This window comes from Pseudomonas fluorescens (genome assembly GCF_900215245.1).
In the GTDB taxonomy this organism is placed as follows: Bacteria; Pseudomonadota; Gammaproteobacteria; order Pseudomonadales; family Pseudomonadaceae; genus Aquipseudomonas; species Aquipseudomonas fluorescens.
Window position 1 is genome coordinate 5,626,001 of the sequence record NZ_LT907842.1, and the last position, 16,613, is coordinate 5,642,613.

Annotated in this window: 20 protein-coding genes and 1 tRNA gene; 16 read left to right on the forward strand and 5 right to left on the reverse strand. The window is 59.5% G+C overall.

The window, feature by feature from the left end; translation table 11 throughout:
• Window positions 1-70: 70 nt before the first annotated feature.
• Window positions 71-286 carry a hypothetical protein gene (locus tag CPH89_RS25950; protein ID WP_053255940.1) on the reverse strand — a complete coding sequence of 72 codons (216 nt, stop codon included), beginning with the start codon at window positions 284-286 and terminating at the stop codon, window positions 71-73.
• Between the two features lie 178 nt (window positions 287-464).
• Between CPH89_RS25950 and CPH89_RS25955 the strand changes: the two genes are divergently transcribed.
• The 10 genes from CPH89_RS25955 (at window position 465) to CPH89_RS26000 (ending at window position 9,648) form a co-directional block, all read left to right on the forward strand.
• Complete coding sequence (locus CPH89_RS25955) at window positions 465-821, forward strand: metalloregulator ArsR/SmtB family transcription factor (protein ID WP_053255939.1); 357 nt, start codon at window positions 465-467, stop codon at window positions 819-821.
• Window positions 822-840: 19 nt separating this feature from the next.
• Window positions 841-2,124 carry an arsenic transporter gene (locus CPH89_RS25960; RefSeq protein ID WP_053255938.1) on the forward strand — a complete coding sequence of 428 codons (1,284 nt, stop codon included), beginning with the start codon at window positions 841-843 and terminating at the stop codon, window positions 2,122-2,124.
• A 13-nt stretch (window positions 2,125-2,137) separates the two neighbouring features.
• Window positions 2,138-2,608 carry an arsenate reductase ArsC gene (locus CPH89_RS25965; RefSeq protein ID WP_053255937.1) on the forward strand — a complete coding sequence of 157 codons (471 nt, stop codon included), beginning with the start codon at window positions 2,138-2,140 and terminating at the stop codon, window positions 2,606-2,608.
• A 9-nt stretch (window positions 2,609-2,617) separates the two neighbouring features.
• Window positions 2,618-3,307, forward strand: a complete 690-nt coding sequence (arsH, locus tag CPH89_RS25970; RefSeq protein WP_371850835.1) for an arsenical resistance protein ArsH — start codon at window positions 2,618-2,620, stop codon at window positions 3,305-3,307.
• Between the two features lie 48 nt (window positions 3,308-3,355).
• A complete protein-coding gene (locus CPH89_RS25975; protein ID WP_053256503.1) occupies window positions 3,356-4,147 on the forward strand; it encodes an AraC family transcriptional regulator in 792 nt (263 codons plus the stop codon).
• 73 nt (window positions 4,148-4,220) lie between these two features.
• Entirely contained in the window at window positions 4,221-4,832 is a 612-nt protein-coding gene (locus CPH89_RS25980; protein WP_053255935.1) for a LysE family transporter, read from the forward strand.
• A 319-nt stretch (window positions 4,833-5,151) separates the two neighbouring features.
• The gene (locus tag CPH89_RS25985) at window positions 5,152-5,445 is read left to right on the forward strand and encodes a hypothetical protein (protein ID WP_081006358.1); all 294 of its coding nucleotides are present in this window, start codon (window positions 5,152-5,154) and stop codon (window positions 5,443-5,445) included.
• 235 nt (window positions 5,446-5,680) lie between these two features.
• Complete coding sequence (gene mgtA / locus CPH89_RS25990; protein ID WP_053255934.1) at window positions 5,681-8,395, forward strand: magnesium-translocating P-type ATPase; 2,715 nt, start codon at window positions 5,681-5,683, stop codon at window positions 8,393-8,395.
• 65 nt (window positions 8,396-8,460) lie between these two features.
• Window positions 8,461-8,808: a DUF2493 domain-containing protein gene (locus CPH89_RS25995; RefSeq protein ID WP_053255933.1), complete on the forward strand. Its 348-nt coding sequence runs from the start codon at window positions 8,461-8,463 to the stop codon at window positions 8,806-8,808.
• A gap of 18 nt (window positions 8,809-8,826) precedes the next feature.
• Window positions 8,827-9,648 (forward strand): PA4824 family protein, encoded by an 822-nt coding sequence (locus CPH89_RS26000; protein WP_053255932.1) that lies wholly within the window; start codon window positions 8,827-8,829, stop codon window positions 9,646-9,648.
• Here the strand turns inward: CPH89_RS26000 and CPH89_RS26005 are convergent.
• Window positions 9,645-10,334: a DUF533 domain-containing protein gene (locus CPH89_RS26005; protein ID WP_053255931.1), complete on the reverse strand. Its 690-nt coding sequence runs from the start codon at window positions 10,332-10,334 to the stop codon at window positions 9,645-9,647. The two genes, CPH89_RS26000 and CPH89_RS26005, sit on opposite strands and share 4 nt — an antisense overlap.
• A 122-nt stretch (window positions 10,335-10,456) precedes the next feature.
• Here CPH89_RS26005 and CPH89_RS26010 point away from each other — a divergent pair, with 122 nt between their 5' ends.
• A complete protein-coding gene (locus CPH89_RS26010; protein WP_053255930.1) occupies window positions 10,457-10,984 on the forward strand; it encodes a DinB family protein in 528 nt (175 codons plus the stop codon).
• A 2-nt stretch (window positions 10,985-10,986) separates the two neighbouring features.
• Here CPH89_RS26010 and CPH89_RS26015 read toward each other — a convergent pair whose 3' ends face one another.
• Window positions 10,987-11,445, reverse strand: coding sequence for a GFA family protein (locus CPH89_RS26015; RefSeq protein ID WP_053255929.1), 459 nt, complete (start codon window positions 11,443-11,445; stop codon window positions 10,987-10,989).
• A 184-nt stretch (window positions 11,446-11,629) separates the two neighbouring features.
• Here CPH89_RS26015 and CPH89_RS26020 point away from each other — a divergent pair, with 184 nt between their 5' ends.
• A complete protein-coding gene (locus CPH89_RS26020; protein WP_053255928.1) occupies window positions 11,630-11,911 on the forward strand; it encodes a hypothetical protein in 282 nt (93 codons plus the stop codon).
• A gap of 9 nt (window positions 11,912-11,920) precedes the next feature.
• On the opposite strand, the gene CPH89_RS26025 is transcribed toward CPH89_RS26020, so the two are convergent.
• Window positions 11,921-12,286 (reverse strand): VOC family protein, encoded by a 366-nt coding sequence (locus CPH89_RS26025; protein WP_053255927.1) that lies wholly within the window; start codon window positions 12,284-12,286, stop codon window positions 11,921-11,923.
• Between the two features lie 229 nt (window positions 12,287-12,515).
• Between CPH89_RS26025 and CPH89_RS26030 the strand changes: the two genes are divergently transcribed.
• From CPH89_RS26030 to CPH89_RS26040, 3 genes are all read left to right on the forward strand, one after another.
• Window positions 12,516-12,602: transfer RNA gene (locus CPH89_RS26030), tRNA-Leu, on the forward strand.
• Window positions 12,603-12,939: 337 nt separating this feature from the next.
• Window positions 12,940-13,416: a YkgB family protein gene (locus tag CPH89_RS26035; RefSeq protein WP_053255926.1), complete on the forward strand. Its 477-nt coding sequence runs from the start codon at window positions 12,940-12,942 to the stop codon at window positions 13,414-13,416.
• Window positions 13,417-13,501: 85 nt separating this feature from the next.
• Complete coding sequence (locus CPH89_RS26040) at window positions 13,502-14,188, forward strand: SOS response-associated peptidase family protein (protein WP_053255925.1); 687 nt, start codon at window positions 13,502-13,504, stop codon at window positions 14,186-14,188.
• Between the two features lie 39 nt (window positions 14,189-14,227).
• Here the strand turns inward: CPH89_RS26040 and CPH89_RS26045 are convergent, their stop codons facing one another.
• Complete coding sequence (locus tag CPH89_RS26045; RefSeq protein ID WP_053255924.1) at window positions 14,228-14,536, reverse strand: hypothetical protein; 309 nt, start codon at window positions 14,534-14,536, stop codon at window positions 14,228-14,230.
• A gap of 961 nt (window positions 14,537-15,497) precedes the next feature.
• Between CPH89_RS26045 and CPH89_RS26055 the strand changes: the two genes are divergently transcribed.
• Window positions 15,498-16,430 carry a cation diffusion facilitator family transporter gene (locus CPH89_RS26055; RefSeq protein WP_053255922.1) on the forward strand — a complete coding sequence of 311 codons (933 nt, stop codon included), beginning with the start codon at window positions 15,498-15,500 and terminating at the stop codon, window positions 16,428-16,430.
• Window positions 16,431-16,613 lie beyond the last annotated feature (183 nt).

Here is a 16,613-nt window from a genome sequence, read left to right on the forward strand (position 1 = left end):
GAGACGGCTCATCGACAGACAGTCGACAAGCATGCCAGCGTCATGCGCGGCCTGTCTTGAACGATCGTGCTCAGGCGAGCCTTACCAGGACCTGTTCAACCGAGTCGCGCGCTTCGCGCAGCTCATGGGCATCCTGATTAAGCCGGTGAATGGTATTGAGCAACCGTTGGCGCAGCACTTCATCACCGAGCTTTTCAACGGCGCGCATCAGGTCAAACGCGGCGGTTTCGTTGTTATCCGCGACGGCGTCGAGGGTCTTGCGCAGGTTGCGAGTGGCACGGGTCACGCGGGTTCTTCCTTCATCAGCAATGGGCAGGCACTTTAGGACATTCGTGTTTCAGTTTAATTTCAGTCACTTGTGGTTGATTTGGCGGCGTTTGATCCACGTCAAACGAATTCAGGATTTGACCTACATATATGGACATCCGTATATTCAAATAAACATATGCATGGAGACCATGAGCATGTCTGACCTCCTCTCCCCGCCCACCCTGTTCAAATGCCTGGCCGATGCTACCCGCGCACGCTTGACGTTATTGATCCTGCGCGAGGGCGAACTTTGCGTGTGCGAACTGATCCATGCTCTGGACGACAGTCAACCAAAAATCTCCCGCCACCTGGCGCAACTGCGCAGTTGTGGGTTGTTGCAGGACCGTCGCCAGGGCCAATGGGTCTATTACCGCATTAATCCAGCACTGCCCGCCTGGGTGACACAGGTGCTGGAGACTACTTTGCAAGCCAACCAGCCATGGTTGCAAAACGACGCGCTGCGTCTTGATGCAATGGGCGACAGACCACAACGGGCCAGCAGTTGCTGCTGAGCCATCGGAGCGTTTACTCATGCTTGTCGCAATTGCGATTTTTATCTTCACCATCGTACTGGTCATCTGGCAGCCCAAGGGCCTTGGGGTGGGTTGGAGTGCAACAATGGGGGCAGTCCTGGCCCTGGCCTGTGGGGTCATCAGCCTGGCTGACATTCCGGTGGTGTGGCACATCATCTGGAACGCCACCGGCACGTTTGTTGCGCTGATCATCATCAGCCTGTTACTCGATGAGGCCGGTTTTTTTGCCTGGACCGCGCTGCATGTGGCGCGTTGGGGCCGTGGGCGTGGTCGACGGCTGTTCGCCTACATGGTGCTGCTCGGCGCACTGGTCTCGGCACTCTTTGCCAACGACGGCGCGGCGCTGATCCTGACCCCCATCGTGATGTCGATGCTGCTGGCGCTGCGCTTTTCCCCGGCGGCGACCCTCGCATTCGTCATGGGCGCCGGGTTTATCGCCGACACGGCGAGCTTGCCGTTGGTGGTATCAAACCTGGTGAACATCGTTTCGGCCGATTACTTCAAGATCGGTTTCAATGAATATGCCGCCGTCATGGTGCCGGTGAACCTCGTCAGTGTGGCTGCCACCCTGGCGGTGCTGCTGTGGTTTTTCCGCCGCGACATTCCTCAGGTCTACGACCCGGCCGACCTCGAAGAACCGGCCAGTGCCATCCACGACCGCGCGACCTTTCGCGCCGGCTGGTGGGTACTGGGTATTTTGCTGATCGGCTGTTTCGCCCTGGAACCGCTGGGCATTCCCATCAGTGCGATTTCCGCCGTGTGCGCCGTATTACTGCTGGTCATCGCCGCCAAAGGCCACAAGATTTCCACGCGCAAAGTGCTCAAAGACGCGCCGTGGCAGATCGTGGTGTTTTCGCTGGGCATGTACCTGGTGGTCTACGGCCTGCGCAACGCCGGCCTGACCACCTACCTGGCGACCTGGCTCGACACCTTCGCCACTTACGGCGTGTGGGGCGCGGCCATGGGCACCGGTGTGCTGACGGCGCTGTTGTCATCGGCGATGAACAACCTGCCCACGGTATTGATCGGCGCGCTGTCCATCGAGTCCAGCCATGCGGTCGGCGTGATCAAGGACGCGATGATCTACGCCAACGTAATCGGCAGTGACCTGGGCCCGAAAATCACCCCCATCGGCAGCCTGGCCACCTTGCTGTGGCTGCATATCCTGGCGCGCAAAGGCATCACCATCACCTGGGGTTATTACTTCAAGGTCGGCATTGTGCTGACCTTGCCGGTGCTGTTGATCACCCTCGCCGCCCTCGCTTTGCGCCTGAGTATCTGAAGGAGATACCGAAATGAAAGTCCTGTTCATGTGTACTGCGAACAGTTGTCGCAGCATTCTCTCCGAAGCGGTATTCAATCACTTGGCGCCACCCGGCTTCGAGGCGATCAGCTCCGGCAGTTTCCCCAAAGGCCAGGTCCTGCCGCGCAGCCTGAGCGTATTGCAGGCGGCGGGCATCAGCACCGAAGGGTTGTACAGCAAGGGCAACGATGCCTTTGAAGGCAGCCCGCCGGACGTGGTCATTACCGTCTGCGACAAGGCTGCCGGAGAGGCATGCCCGGTGTATTTCGGGCCGGCACTGAAGGCGCACTGGGGCTTGGAAGACCCGTCCGATGTTGAGGGCGATGATCAACGTCTCAACGCTGCGTTCAGCGCAACGATGGACATCATCGCCACCCGCTGCCAGGCGTTTTTCGCGCTGCCGTTTGCCCGCCTGGGTCCGGTGGAACTGAAGGCTGAGCTCGACCGCATCGCGCGGTTGTAGGCGGAGAACCTGATGACGACGCTGCCTAACCTCGACACACGCTTGTCAACACCCCTGCATACCGGGCCGACTCACCCGCCGCGCATCCTGCTGCTTTACGGCTCTACCCGGCCGCGTTCGTTCAGCCGTTTGCTGGTGGAGGAAGCTGCCCGTCTGTTAAGCCACTTCGGTGCCGACACACGGATTTTCAACCCGTCGGGGCTGCCTCTGCCGGATGATGCCCCTAACGACCATCCCAAAGTCCAGGAGCTGTTGGACCTGATGCAATGGTCCGAAGGCCAGGTCTGGTGCTCCCCCGAGCGTCATGGCTCGATGTCGGCAGTGTTCAAGGCACAACTTGACTGGGTGCCGCTGGCGTTGGGTGCCGTACGGCCGACCCAGGGCAAGACCTTGGCGGTGATGCAAGTGTCAGGCGGCTCGCAATCCTTCAACACCGTCAATCAACTGCGTGTGCTGGGGCGTTGGATGCGCATGTTCACTATTCCCAATCAATCCTCGGTGCCCAAAGCATTCATGGAGTTTGACGACCAGGACCGCATGAAACCCTCGGCGCTTTACGACCGCGTCGTCGATGTGATGGAAGAGCTGGTGAAGTTCACGCTGTTACTGCGCGATCGCCCGGACCTGGTAGACCGTTACTCGGAGCGTAAGGAAAGCGCTGACGAACTGTCGCAGCGCGTCAACCAACGGTCGATTTGATCGGCCCCGCCAGCGTATGCTCGAGCCAACCTCTTTGCGAGCGGAATGATGAGCGCTATTCAACACGCCTGGCTGGGCAACTACGAAGTCAGCAGCACCACCTGCACTGGCCTGACCTTTGCCCGTCACAGCCATGATGAATGCGTGATCGGCGTCAACCTCATCGGTGAGGAAAAGGTCTGGCTCGATCGCCGCGAGTTCGAGGCTGGGCCGGGCACCATCACTTTGTACAACCCGGGTCAGATCCAGGGCGGCGGCGCGGCTGAGGGAGCGCCCTGGCATTTTGTCAGCCTGTACGTGACTGCCGACCAACTGGCAACTGACCTGGGGCTGTCGCACCTGGAGTTTGATCGCTCGCTCTGCTTTCAACCTGACTTGGCGCAACGCGTGGCGGCGGCCGTGAAAGGCGCCTTGAGCGACGATGCATGGGTCCGCGAAGCCCATGAGGAAGCCCTGGTTTTACACTTGGGAGACGTGGTCGGCGTCAGCGGCGTACGCCTGCCCGGCAGCCCCCGCACCGGCAACCGCATGATCGGTCGCGCGCAGGAATTGCTCGCCGCGCAACTGCAGCAATCACTGCCCCTGGACGAGCTGGGCAATGAATTGGGGCTGTCGAAATTCCATCTGTTGCGTGCCTTTCAGAAAGAAACCGGGCTTAGCCCCAGGCAGTGGGCCATGCAACTGCGAACGTGCCGCGCCAAAGGACTGTTGCGCAACGGTGTCTCGGCCAGTGATGTCGCCCATGGCCTGGGCTTTGCCGACCAGAGCCACCTGAATCGACACTTCCGCGCCGCCTATGGCATCACCCCTGGCCGCTATCAAAGCGTGTTGAAACGCTGAACAGCGCAATCTGGTTCAAGACGCCCTGCCCGACCATCACCACACTGCTCGCCTCTTTTGAAGGAACGCGGGCATGTTGACGATCTTTTTTTACGCGCTGGTATTCGGCTTTGTGTTTTGCCTTTCGCCGGGCGCGGTGCTGGCTGAGACATTGCGCCGTGGCTTGCTCCACGGCTTCATACCGGCCCTGCTGGTGCAGATCGGCTCACTGGTGGGCGACGCGGTGTGGGCGGTGATTGGCCTCACCGGCATCGCCCTGCTGATTCAACATGACGCGGTGCGCGTGCCACTGACCATCGTGTGCGCGCTGTACCTGGCCTGGCTGGGCGTGCGCAGCCTGATCGATGCCTGGCATTTGCCCGCACCCAGCCACGCACCGGCCAGTTCCGGGCGCAACGCACTGGCAGTGGGTGCGGCCATTTCCCTGGCTAACCCGAAGAACATTATTTACTGGGGCGCACTGGGCAGCGCCTTGTCCGGCATCGTCGGCACCACGCCCAGCCACGGGCAAACCCTGATGTTTTTTGCCGGCTTCATGTTGGCGTCGGTGCTGTCATGTTTTCTGATTGCCGCGCTGGTCAATTTGTTACGCCAGAACGCATCACCGCTCTGGCAGCGCATCAGTTATGGCGCATGTGGTTTGGTATTGATCTATCTGGCCGCTCTGGCGGCACACGGACTATGAAAGTTATATAGGTTGTAACTTCAAGGTGCGGCTTAACTGAATGAACTCTGAACACCGGATAATTTAATTAATCATGCGTTGACATTTTGTAACCGTCTGAGTAGATTGCCCCTGCCCACAACTGGGGCCTTTTTTAAACCTCACAAAAGAAGCCAATGGACACAGTATCTAGTCGCTGTCCGAGCACCGCATCAGCGGGCATCGGGCGCCAAACCCAGAATATGACAGGACTCGCCTTCCAGGTCCGGTAAGCTGCGCTAGAGCTTGATGCTCCACCGTAACTGCCTCACCGGTCGCCCGTCCGGTCCCGAGGTGTGTTATGACCTTCCAACTCATTGCTTTACCTGATGTGCGTACACTGGCCGCAGCCTTGCGCGCCAAGCTGTGCCGCGAGCCCGTCGGTTTTTCGCCGACCCGCTCAACCTTTGCTGCACCCTCTCCCCAAGTGCGCCCGGCTCCTCCGCTGGCGCACTGGCGTGTCTGCCCTGCCAGCGGCCAATTGCTGCAGCAATGGGATCACGCCGACCCTCAAGACCCACAGAGACCGATGGTTTCCAGACTGGCACACGCCGGCCTGATGCTCGGACTTTACGTGAGCACTCGCGCCGCTTAAGCCGGCTGGAAACAGTAACTTCCCAATTGATGTTCTGGAGTTCTTTATGAACACGTCCAGTAGTAGCCCGCTGCGCGTTAGTTAATTAACGCGCGTGTGGCGGGCACACTAGAAGTTAAGTAGTCACCCTATTTAAACCGATCGCGAAGTCCGCGGCTCGGCATGCTTTCGCTCGCCTGTATTCAGGTAAGTACCGGGTATGTTTTGTCGAGAATTGGCGACAGGAGTACAGACAATGAGCGCCGTAAAAAACACGCCTCTGCACAAGAAAAATGGCACCGCCTCCGACACCAAACTGTCGATGCGTGCCGCCCGTGAAGCCCAGAACGGCCTGTCGGCCACCCTTGCCAATGTGCGCGCCACCCAGGATGGTTTAACCGAACTGGACGCCTCGGCGCGTCTGCAACGCGAAGGCTACAACGAAGTGGCCCATGACAAGCCGCCTCACGCCATCGTCCAATTCCTGCAGGCACTGAACAACCCGTTCATCTACGTCCTGCTGACCTTGGGCGGCATCAGCTTTGTCACCGACTACTGGTTGCCGCTGCAGGCCGGTGAAGAAGTCGACCTGACCAAAGTCATCATCATCATGACCATGGTCTTGCTCAGCAGCCTGCTGCGTTTCTGGCAGGAGCACCGCTCGGCCAAATCCGCCGAAGCCCTCAAAGCCATGGTGCGCACCACGGCCACGGTGCTGCGTCGTGAGCAGGTCGGTGCCCAGCCGACCCTGCGTGAAGTACCGATGCGCGACCTGGTAGCGGGCGACATCGTGCAGCTTTCCGCCGGCGACATGATCCCGGCCGACATCCGCCTGATCGAGTCCCGCGACCTGTTTATCAGCCAGGCCGTGCTGACCGGCGAAGCGTTGCCGGTCGAGAAGTACGACACCCTCGGCGACGTCACGCAGAAATCCGCAATACCGGCAGCCGCCGACCAAGGCAACCTGCTGGACCTGCCGAACATCTGCTTCATGGGCACCAACGTCGTCAGTGGCCGCGCCAAGGCCGTGGTGGTCGCCACCGGGCCACGCACCTACTTTGGCTCCCTGGCCAAAGCGATCGTCGGCTCACGGGTGCAAACCGCGTTTGATCGTGGGGTAAACAGCGTCAGCTGGCTGCTGATCCGTTTCATGCTGGTGATGGTGCCGATCGTGTTTTTCCTCAACGGTTTCTCCAAAGGCGACTGGGGCGATGCGTTCTTGTTTGCACTGGCGGTCGCCGTTGGCCTGACACCTGAAATGCTGCCGATGATCGTCAGCGCCAACCTGGCCAAAGGCGCCAACGCCATGGCCAAGCGCAAAGTCGTGGTCAAGCGCCTCAACGCGATTCAGAACTTCGGCTCAATGGACGTGCTGTGCACCGACAAGACCGGCACCCTGACCCAGGACAAAATCATCCTTGAGCATCACGTCAACGCCTTTGGCCAACGTGATGATGCGGTGCTGTCCCTGGCCTGGCTGAACAGCTTTCACCAGAGCGGCATGAAAAACCTGATGGATCAGGCCGTGGTGCAGTTCTCGGCACAGAACCCGAAGTTCCAGGTGCCGTTTGCCTACAGCAAAGTCGATGAACTGCCGTTCGACTTTGTACGCCGTCGCCTGTCGATCGTGGTCAAGGATGCCGCCGGCGACCAGTTGCTGGTGTGCAAGGGCGCGGTGGAAGAGATGCTGAGCATTTCCACACACGTCATGGAAGGTGGCGATGCCGTACCGCTGGATGAGCGCCGCCGTGAAGCGTTGCTGACGCTGGCGAACGACTACAACGAAGATGGCTTCCGTGTGCTGGTCGTCGCCACCCGCAACATCCCGAAAGCATTGGCTCGCCAGCAGTACACCACGACCGATGAGCGCAACCTGGTGATCCAGGGCTTCCTGACGTTCCTTGATCCACCCAAAGAAACCGCAGGCCCGGCGATTGCCGCGCTGCAACAAATCGGCGTAGCGGTGAAGGTGCTGACCGGCGACAACGCGGTGGTCACCAGCAAGATCTGCCGCCAAGTCGGCCTTGAGCCCGGCCAGCCGCTGCTGGGCGTAGAAATCGAAGCGATGGATGACGCAACCCTGTTGCGCCGCGTGGAAGAACGCACGGTGTTTGCCAAGCTCACGCCACTGCAGAAATCCCGGGTACTCAAAGCGTTGCAAGCCAACGGCCACACCGTGGGTTTCCTCGGCGACGGCATTAACGATGCACCGGCGCTGCGCGATGCCGATGTGGGCATTTCGGTGGACAGCGGCACGGATATCGCCAAGGAATCGGCCGACATCATCCTCTTGGAAAAGAGCCTGATGGTGCTGGAAGAAGGCGTGCTCAAGGGCCGCGAAACCTTCGGCAATATCATGAAGTACCTGAACATGACGGCCAGCTCGAACTTCGGCAACGTGTTCTCGGTGCTGGTCGCCAGTGCGTTTATCCCGTTCATGCCGATGCTGGCGATCCATCTGCTGCTGCAAAACCTGATGTACGACATCTCCCAGCTGGCCTTGCCGTGGGACAAGATGGACAAGGAATACCTGGCCAAACCGCGTAAGTGGGATGCGAAAAACATCGGCCGTTTCATGATCTGGATCGGGCCGACCTCGTCGATCTTCGACATCACCACCTTTGCGCTGATGTGGTACGTGTTCTCCGCCAACAGCGTGGAAATGCAGACCCTGTTCCAGTCCGGTTGGTTTATCGAGGGGCTGCTGTCACAAACCCTGGTCGTGCACATGCTGCGGACCCGCAAGATCCCGTTCTTCCAGAGCACCGCCGCGTGGCCGGTGTTGATGATGACCGCCATCGTCATTTGCCTGGGGATCTATGTGCCGTTCTCGCCCCTGGGCACCCTGGTGGGCCTGGAGCCGCTGCCGCTGGCGTACTTCCCATGGCTGGTCGGCACGCTGTTCGCCTACTGCTGCGTCGCCCAACTGATGAAGACGATCTACATCCGCCGCTTCAAGCAGTGGTACTGATCACCCCCGCCGTTTAAACGGTGGCGGTCGCCCGGCCGCCACCGTGCAACACAAGGACACTCACGATGCGCGTCTTGATCTGTGCAGGTCGTCATTACGCCGACACCAAAAAGTCCCGCCAAGTGCTGGACGCTTACCACCGCCTGCGCCCCGTGCAGGTATTGATTCACGGCGGCAACCAATTCCTGGGCAGCGACATCGAGGAATGGGCGCGGGAACTCGGCATCGACGTGGTGCGCTACCCGCCCAATTGGCAACGCCATGGCAAGCAGGCGGAACGCCAGCGCAACCATTTCATGCTCGCCGACAGCCGGCCCGACGTGATCATCGCCCTACCGGGTGGTGACGACACTTCGGAGTTGGTCTGCCAGGCCAAATCCAGCGGCATTTCGGTGCTGACCGTAGAAAGCTGAATTCAAGCGAGGTGCATCATGCACAAAAAACATACCCCTCAACACTCGGACGGGTTTGCCAAATATCGCGCGCGTCATTACCGCGGAGCCCGCCATACCCTGCTGCTGTTGCCACCGGCCAAGCGCCGCGCACTGCAACGTAACCTGATCTTCATCGGCACAACCCTGGGCCTGGTTTTGCTCGCCGCGTTGTTCTCCAAAGCCCAGGCGGCCGGCGGCGCCTATGTGGTCGACGACGGCGCGGTGAACGCGCCGGGCGAATGCAATGTTGACGCCTGGTACACCGCCGATCGCCACCAGGGCAACAACCATGGCCAAACCCTGAACCCGGCCTGCACGTTCAGCGCACTCCCCTATGTGCAATGGAGCGCCGCACTGTCGCGCGCCAGCAACGCAGGCGATGCCGAGACCCAGGCCAGCCCGCAAGTGAAGGCGCAGGTGTGGTCTCAAGATGCGTTGGGGCTGCAGGTAGCCGTGTCGGCCACCAGCCATTTTGCGCTGGACCGCCACCATGCGTTCGACGGTGCGGACTTGAATGTGCCGTTGACCTGGCAACCCGTATCAGCGCTGCGCCTGAACCTCAACGGTGGCTGGACACATGCCTACAACGGCGGCGAGCAACACCATCGGCTGACGTGGGGCACCGGCTTCGAGTATGAGCTGGCGGATGCGCTGACGCTGATTGGTGAGCGCTATGGCCAGGAAGGCGGCGACCAGGCCTGGCAGGCCGGGCCGCGCTTCCATGTTGGCAAAATGGTCGACGTGGATGTGGTCGTCGGGCAAAGCCTCAGCGGGGACCGCAACCAGTGGTTGACCACAGGCGCGACCATGCGCTTCTAAGGGTTGGCCTGCTGCTCCAGGTGCAGTTGCAACTGTGGGTCAAGTTGCAACTGCCCCGCCAGTTCGTCCAGGTAGGCGCGCTCCGCAGCCTGCTGATCATTGACCAGCATCACGCTGGCCAGGTAGATCTCCGACGCCAGCGCCGGGTCGTGGGCATACTCGGCAAAATCGGCTGCACTCAGGGGTTTGGCGACTTCGGCGTCGAGCCACTGTTGCAACTGCGGGTCGTCGGTATGGCGGCCGATCTCGGCGGAAATCATCTGTTGTTCCTGATCGTCGATCTCGCCGTCCGCCTTGGCGGCAGCGATCAGCGCACGTAACAGCGCATGGCTGTGGGCCTCGGCTTCCGGGCCTTGCAGTTGGTCGACCGTCTGGAAGGCTTGCTGCGGAGCGCTTGCCTGTTGGCGCTGCCACGCCTGGTATGCCTGAAAAGCCGCCATTCCCAACGATGCCAGCGCTGCATAGTTCATCCCGCCGCCACGCGCTTGCGTCGTGCCGCTGGCGGGGGCACCGCCCAACAAACCGCCAAGCCCGCCGAGCAAGCCCCCCAGACCACCGCTGGCCGGGGCATTGCCGGTGTTGTTACCTTTCAATAAACCACCCAGCAGACCGCCCAGGCCGCCTGAGGAGGTGCCGCCTGACTGCCCGGCGCGGAGCAGTTGTTCGAGTAGATCGCTGGTGTTCATCGTGTTGCTCTCCCGGAGCATAGTAGTAGCGTTCATCAACCATAGACCGCTCCCGCAGGAACACCATGACCGCCCGGCGGGCACGCTTTATCATGGCGTGATCCCGCCAAGAGAGCACACACGTGAACCGCACCGAGCACATTGCGTTGATGGCCACCTACAACCAGTGGATGAACCGCAAGCTGTATGACGCCGCGAGCACACTGACCGACGCGCAGTTGGCGGTGGACCGGCACGCATTTTTCGGTTCGATCCTGGGCACGCTGAATCACCTCGCATTAGGCGATACGGTATGGCTCAAGCGGTTTGCCCAGCACCCGGCAGGCTTTGCGGCGTTGGCGCCGCTCAGTAGCGTGGCCATGCCTGGGGATTTGAAGCAGGTCGCCTTCGGCACGTTGGGCGAACTGTCGGACCGTCGCGCCTGGCTGGACCAACTGATCATTGATTGGGCACACAGCCTTCGCGAGCCTGAGCTGGATCATCGCCTGCACTACCACAACATGCGCGGTATGCCGGCGGACAAACCGTTCTTCAGCTTGCTCGTGCATTTTTTCAATCACCAGACGCACCACCGGGGCCAGGCAACAACGCTGCTGACCCAGGCGGGTGTGGATGTTGGTGATACGGACCTGCTGGCACTGATTGACTGATTTCAGCCGGCGCTGAACGCGGCGTAGGCCTGCATCAAGCGTGGAAAGTCTTGCGGCTCGGGCAACTGCGCAAAGCTTTCAACGGCTGGCGTGGCCGCCCAAGGCAGTTTTTCACAGGTCCAGGTTTCCATAAACGGCACATAGTCGCGGGCGTTATCCAGTAAGGTCGCCCGCACGTTGACGAACTCGTCGATGCCATGCGGGCGTGTAAACAGCCAACTCATGCAATGCGGGCAGCAATAGTGACGGTCTACACCGTGCAGGCCGCCGATAACCGGGCAGCCCTGGGTGACGGTAAAGCCGGCCGCCGGAATCAGGGCGCTGAGGGAGAACGCGCTGGAGGTCATTTTCTGGCAACCGCTGCAATGGCACGCCATGGTGATCACGGGTGGCAGGCTGACGCTGAAACGCACCCGGTTACAGCGGCAACTGCCTTCCAGCGGCAGGTTTTCGACGCTCATCATTCATTCCTTTTTTATGTTTTTTGGCCTGACAGGGTAACGTGAACACGCGTAAGGGCAAAACCGAACGCTGCGTCGTACGTGGGGTCGTAACTATACGGCGCCGGGGTTCATTGCCCGGCCCCGCTTGCGCGTAGCCGCTGCTTTTGGGATGCGCGCTCCCCCATAAGAAGGAGACGCTTACATGGTCACTCACTTCAAGGTCGCCGGGCATCTAGCCTGCGGCCACCACGGCACCGACCTCCCTTCCAGCACCGAGCTGAACCGAGTCAAATGCCGCACCTGCCGTAATACCGACGCCTACAAAGAAGCCCGTCGTACCCAGCGCAACGCCGCCCGCCGCACCGCGCGCAAAGCCAAGACCTCTACGGCCATTGACTGGCGCAGTGCCTGGACGCAACGCCTGACCGACCTGCCCGGGTTGCAGCGTCTGCCACGCGGGTTCAGCGGGCAGCCATTTGTTTGATTGCTCGACTTATTCAGGTGTTGAAAAGATGTTCAACAGGTTCCCCTCAGGATCCTGAAGCAGCGCGGACGTATTGCCCCATGGCATGTTCGTCATAGGCATCACCACTGCCGCGCTGCCGACCTGAAGCACCAGCGCCGCCACATCAGCCACGTGAAACTCCAGGATCGCCGAACGATTGCTGCCGGCGACGGCCAGCCCGTTGTTATGCAGGCGGATCAAGCGTTCGTCGCTTATCGCCAGGACAACACCCTCGAAGTGAAACTCAGCGAACCCCGGTGCAAGGTGCCGGGCCTCGATGCTTGAGAGTTTTTGATAGAACTGGACGAGGGCGTCAAACTGCGCGGTAACCAGACGTACAGATGCAAATTTCATGGCCGGACCTGTGTTTAAAGTGAGCACTCACTCTAAATGAGCCGCCTACCGGTTTTTGACAGGAGTGTTTCGCGAGGTGGGAAAACCTCGCCATAGCGCCGGGCTCCCTGTGTAGATCACTGATCTGACAAGCTTTTTCAGCTTTGCATGAGTGCAACAAACGCAGCTTTCAACCTTGCATCCAAACGCTTGGGTCTATATATTCCCAACCCTGCTGCACCGCGCTACCGCCCGAATGGCGAAACTGGTAGACGCATGGGACTTAAAATCCCCCGCTCGTAAGGGCGTCCCGGTTCGATTCCGGGTTCGGGCACCATAGATATCAAGGGCTTGCATGATGAACTTCATGCAGGCCCTTATCTTTTCCGCTGCGCAAATCCACCCTCGCTTCGTAGCGCTTCCTCGGCGTCCTGCCGACTGAACACCCATTCCTCGCGGCGCTGGAATGATCCTGAATGACAGGCCACGGTCGCGCTTACTGGTCCAGCGCTGGCAATCATCTCGCGGCGCATGCCCATTGATTTGCGTGGGCGCGCTGGCGGCCGGCAAATACCCTCCTTGATACGTTCTTTTCAAAATTCTTACAAAATCTGTAACGCACCGCGTTGAGCTAACTCTAGGTCTACAACACTGACTGACCTTTAGGAAATCCCATGCTCTCAACACGCTATTCCCGTTTTCTTCGCCAGTCGTTTGAAGTCGAATTCATGCGCTGGGTGCTGGTCTTGATATTTCTAATGTTTGGCTACACAAAATGGTTTGATTACGAAGCCCAGGCATTGGTCCCACTGATCAGTAACAGCCCCCTCCTCGCCTGGATGTACGGCGTGTTTGGCACTCAGGGTGCAAGTTATGCGCTAGGCGCAGCTGAATGGACTATCGGTCTGGGCCTGGCTGTCGGTGCGTGGTCGCCAAGGATCGCGCTGATTGCCGCCGCCGCGTCCGCGCTGACCTATCTGACAACCGCCAGCCTGCTGCTGACCACGCCGGGCGGCTGGGAGGCGTCGGCGGGTGGTTTTCCAGCCATGGGCGGCGCCAGCTCTTTTCTGATCAAGGACCTGGTGTTGCTGGCCGGTTCGTTGGTGCTGCTCAAGAACGCGGCGCAACAACTGAAAGCCTGCACCCAATAGCCTGACGCCACACAGGCCGTCGTGAATGAATTGAGACCGCGCCTGGCCACGATTGTCTAAGCTCACAGCGACTGAGGGCTAAGCCATGTGCGGAAGACTTTCACAGTATCGGGGCATTCATGACTTCGTTGCCGCGCTCAGCATGCCCAATGCGCTAGCGAACAACGCCGGTGACCAACCGATCGAGCGTTACAACGTGGCCCCGACCAACCAGGTAGCCCTGCTGCACGTCCAGGGCGAACGGCTGTTGGCCGATCCGGTGCGGTGGGGATGGCGGCCACATTGGGCAAGGGATCGCGTCACGCCAATCAATGCACGCGTCGAAAAAGTTGCCCACAGCGCGTTTTTCCGGGCGATCTGGCCGCACCGGGCAATCACGCCGATCGACAATTGGTTCGAGTGGGTCGATGAAGGTGGGCCGAAGAAACAGCCATACCTGATCCGCAGGCGCGACGGTGCGCCGGTCCTGTGTGCGTCCATTGGCCAACTGCCGGATGCCGATGAAGGTCCGGGCGAACATGACGGCTTTGTGATTATCACCGCCGACAGCGCTGGCGGGATGGTCGACATTCACGACCGCCGGCCGGTGGTGCTCACGCCGGAACTCGCGCGCGAATGGCTGGACCCGGCCACGTCAAAGGCGCGCGCCGAGCAGATGGCGTTGCACCAGGGTGAGCCCTCCACGGCTTTCGAGTGGTTCAAGGTTGACCCCGCCGTGGGCAACGTGCGCAAACAAGGGCCGGAACTGATCCGGCCAATCAGCCGGCGATAGCCTGAAGCACGCCTGGCAAGTCTGATCGGTCTTAGACCATTAACCGCAGGCGTCTACGTGCAAGCCAATGCCCGTCTGTTTGGCCATCATGGTCAACATCAATTCCGCCGCCGCCGGGTCTCCCTGATGCAGTTTATGGAATAACGCTTCCATCAGGGCAACCGTCAGAAAGTCCGCATTGGCCGGCGAATGCTCAACAAAAACCAGTCCTTGGGAAGCAAATTCACTGTTTGCGCTCGCCTCTACGCCGGCAATCAAGTCCATCGTCTGCTCAACCAACTCGTCGACACAGGACGCCAGCTTATCCGCCAGATAAATAGACTCACTTTCAGTAAATTGCTGCTCCATCGTTAAGCCTCCTATTCACACCCAAGAGCCTGCGCGTTGCCCAGCCAAATGGCCGCGCCTCGAACCCTGCGGCACGCATCCTGATCGCGAGCCCGCATGTTGTCGATAGTGGGGTTTCCGGTTTTTTCGAACTCGCGCCTGACGGGCGTACCAGGGTGGTTGAGCGCCTCCAGCCCCTCGCTAGGTAATTCACGGGGTACAGGCTTCGCCTCGGGAGGCGCTGCCGGTTTAGGCAGCTCATTGATGGCCGCACCAAATCGCTGGAGTAACGGGCCCTCCGGCAATTCATCGGCGGCAACCGTGGTCGACATGAGCAACGTCAACAACGCCGTGCTGTATCCCTTAAACACTTTCAACACTTGACCCTTTGAGCGAACTGACTGAGTAGCCCGAGCTCAGCCTTCGCTGCACCCGAACAAGCAAACACTGCCCGCCCGACGGCCTGACGCCGGGTGATCGTTCGTGCGTCATGGCCGGGCGGGTAGCCGATTCTGAGCGAAACCGTTCGGCTGTGCACTTATTGAACTGTTATTGAACTGTAAATCCGCACGTCAACGGCAGCCGCTGTCGCGGCAAGCACCGTTATCGGCGTGCCACCGGCGAGCAATCACCGCGATCGGTTATGGCGGGCAGCACACGATTCAAGTTCGATATAAAACTCACCGCACCCACCTTATAAAGTCCCATAAAGCGGCGCTCGCTCATGCGCGCGCTACAACAGTTTGGCAGTTTTCAACCTGCAGTTGGGCCGGCGTCTTAATTACGCGAAACATTAGCATTAACATCTGTAACCGCAGCCGTACTATATCGAGCTTAGATAGCTCTATTTAACGCTTCCAGCGGCTTGCTTTAATAGCGCTATAAACCTTACCCTCGCGCCCCAATAAAGTCTAACTACTACCGTGCAAGCGGTGTTTTCGCACGGCGAGACGAGTCTCCATTTCAACTAGAGAAACAACACATGAACCATGAACAGTTCTCTGACGAACCTGAAGACGAAGGTTATAGTCAGCTCGAGCGTGCAGCGGCCGCCTCCCGGTGCACCTGGGTCAGCGTCATCGTCAATACCGTGCTCTCGCTCACCCAGATTGCAGTAGGCGTACTGTCAAAATCCCAGGGGCTTGTAGCCGATGGGATTCATTCACTCTCCGACTTGATCGCTGATTTTGTGGTGCTGTTCGCCAGCCATAAAGGTAAAGAGGATGCCGACGACGGTCACCCGTATGGGCACCTGCGTTTCGAGACCGCAGCCTCCATGGTGTTGGGCCTGTTACTGTTGATCGTGGGCATCGGCATGATCGTCTCCGCAGTGTTCAAGCTGCAAACCCCTGAGTCGATTCCTACGGTGCACGTTGCGGCCTTATGGGTGGCTGTTGCTGCGCTGGCGGCCAAGGAGCTGTTGTTTCGCTTCATGCTCAGGGTCGCCAAAAAAGTGAAGTCCAGCTTGCTGGTTGCCAATGCCTGGCACGCCAGGTCCGACGCCGCGTCCTCCTTGGTTGTCGGTGTTGGCATCGTGGGTAACCTGGCGGGTTACCCGATCCTTGACCCCATTGCTGCGCTTGTCGTCGGAGGCATGATCGCCAAGATGGGTGGGCACTTTACCTGGGACTCATTGCACGACCTGATGGACCGGTCTGCCGACGAGCAGGAAGTAGCAACTATTCGCGCGACGCTGCACAACACACCCGGCATTAAAGGTGTCCATGATCTACGCACGCGAAAAATGGGGGATATGATCATTGTCGACGCGCATATCGAAGTGGACGCCTCAATCAGCGTTGAAGAAGGGCATGCGATTGCAGTGTGTGCCAGAGAACACGTGATGCGTATCCCTCGCGTTTTGAACCTGATGACGCACGTGGACCCGTGGCGGCGTCCAGATCTTGATCATTAACCGGGCAAACCGATTGCCGCATAGATTATCAACAGTAGCGGCGGGTAACCCTTCACACTTTTATCACAACGTTTTCACACTTCATTAAGACGCGTTAAGTTGCCCAACCAAACTTAAGCCCGGGAACCGATCTCAATTATTTTTATTCATGCGTCCGTCGATCAAAACACCTAAACATTAAAA

Excerpts from the sequence above, each read along its gene's own strand:
- CPH89_RS26025 (WP_053255927.1), bottom strand. The coding sequence starts at position 12,286 with ATGAAATTTGCATCTGTACGTCTGGTTACCGCGCAGTTTGACGCCCTC.
- CPH89_RS26035 (WP_053255926.1), top strand. The coding sequence starts at position 12,940 with ATGCTCTCAACACGCTATTCCCGTTTTCTTCGCCAGTCGTTTGAAGTC.
- CPH89_RS25955 (WP_053255939.1), top strand. The coding sequence starts at position 465 with ATGTCTGACCTCCTCTCCCCGCCCACCCTGTTCAAATGCCTGGCCGAT.
- CPH89_RS25995 (WP_053255933.1), top strand. The coding sequence starts at position 8,461 with ATGCGCGTCTTGATCTGTGCAGGTCGTCATTACGCCGACACCAAAAAG.
- CPH89_RS26000 (WP_053255932.1), top strand. The coding sequence starts at position 8,827 with ATGCACAAAAAACATACCCCTCAACACTCGGACGGGTTTGCCAAATAT.
- CPH89_RS26005 (WP_053255931.1), bottom strand. The coding sequence starts at position 10,334 with ATGAACACCAGCGATCTACTCGAACAACTGCTCCGCGCCGGGCAGTCA.
- CPH89_RS25960 (WP_053255938.1), top strand. The coding sequence starts at position 841 with ATGCTTGTCGCAATTGCGATTTTTATCTTCACCATCGTACTGGTCATC.
- CPH89_RS26055 (WP_053255922.1), top strand. The coding sequence starts at position 15,498 with ATGAACCATGAACAGTTCTCTGACGAACCTGAAGACGAAGGTTATAGT.
- CPH89_RS25985 (WP_081006358.1), top strand. The coding sequence starts at position 5,152 with ATGACCTTCCAACTCATTGCTTTACCTGATGTGCGTACACTGGCCGCA.
- CPH89_RS26020 (WP_053255928.1), top strand. The coding sequence starts at position 11,630 with ATGGTCACTCACTTCAAGGTCGCCGGGCATCTAGCCTGCGGCCACCAC.
- CPH89_RS26015 (WP_053255929.1), bottom strand. The coding sequence starts at position 11,445 with ATGAGCGTCGAAAACCTGCCGCTGGAAGGCAGTTGCCGCTGTAACCGG.
- CPH89_RS25980 (WP_053255935.1), top strand. The coding sequence starts at position 4,221 with ATGTTGACGATCTTTTTTTACGCGCTGGTATTCGGCTTTGTGTTTTGC.
- CPH89_RS26045 (WP_053255924.1), bottom strand. The coding sequence starts at position 14,536 with ATGGAGCAGCAATTTACTGAAAGTGAGTCTATTTATCTGGCGGATAAG.
- CPH89_RS25975 (WP_053256503.1), top strand. The coding sequence starts at position 3,356 with ATGAGCGCTATTCAACACGCCTGGCTGGGCAACTACGAAGTCAGCAGC.
- CPH89_RS25965 (WP_053255937.1), top strand. The coding sequence starts at position 2,138 with ATGAAAGTCCTGTTCATGTGTACTGCGAACAGTTGTCGCAGCATTCTC.
- mgtA (WP_053255934.1), top strand. The coding sequence starts at position 5,681 with ATGAGCGCCGTAAAAAACACGCCTCTGCACAAGAAAAATGGCACCGCC.
- CPH89_RS26040 (WP_053255925.1), top strand. The coding sequence starts at position 13,502 with ATGTGCGGAAGACTTTCACAGTATCGGGGCATTCATGACTTCGTTGCC.